We start from the raw sequence: 207 nt of genomic DNA, 5'->3' as shown, positions 1-207 counted from the left end.
GCCAGGCCATCCGCGATTACTATGAGAAGACCGGACGCAAGGTCGGATTCAAGGCTGCCGGGGGAGTCCGCACGGCCGAAGACGGCGCACTTTACTATACCATCGTTGAGGAGATTCTCGGTAAGGAGTGGCTTACGACCGACCTGTTCCGCATCGGTGCATCGTCCGCCGCAAACAATATCCTTTCGGCGATCGAGGGCAGGGAGA

Annotated in this window: 1 protein-coding gene; it reads left to right on the top strand. The window is 58.9% G+C overall.

Annotated features, from left to right (window positions below; translation table 11 throughout):
- The coding region (locus HJV72_RS19610) for a hypothetical protein (RefSeq protein ID WP_208073565.1) at nucleotides 1–207 on the top strand (207 nt) is incomplete at both ends.

Origin of the sequence: Extibacter sp. GGCC_0201, from assembly GCF_017566055.1 — a bacterium.
Taxonomy (GTDB): domain Bacteria; phylum Bacillota; class Clostridia; order Lachnospirales; family Lachnospiraceae; genus Extibacter.
Note: the sequence above shows the minus strand (reverse complement) of the source record. Positions and strands in the feature narration are given on the sequence as shown.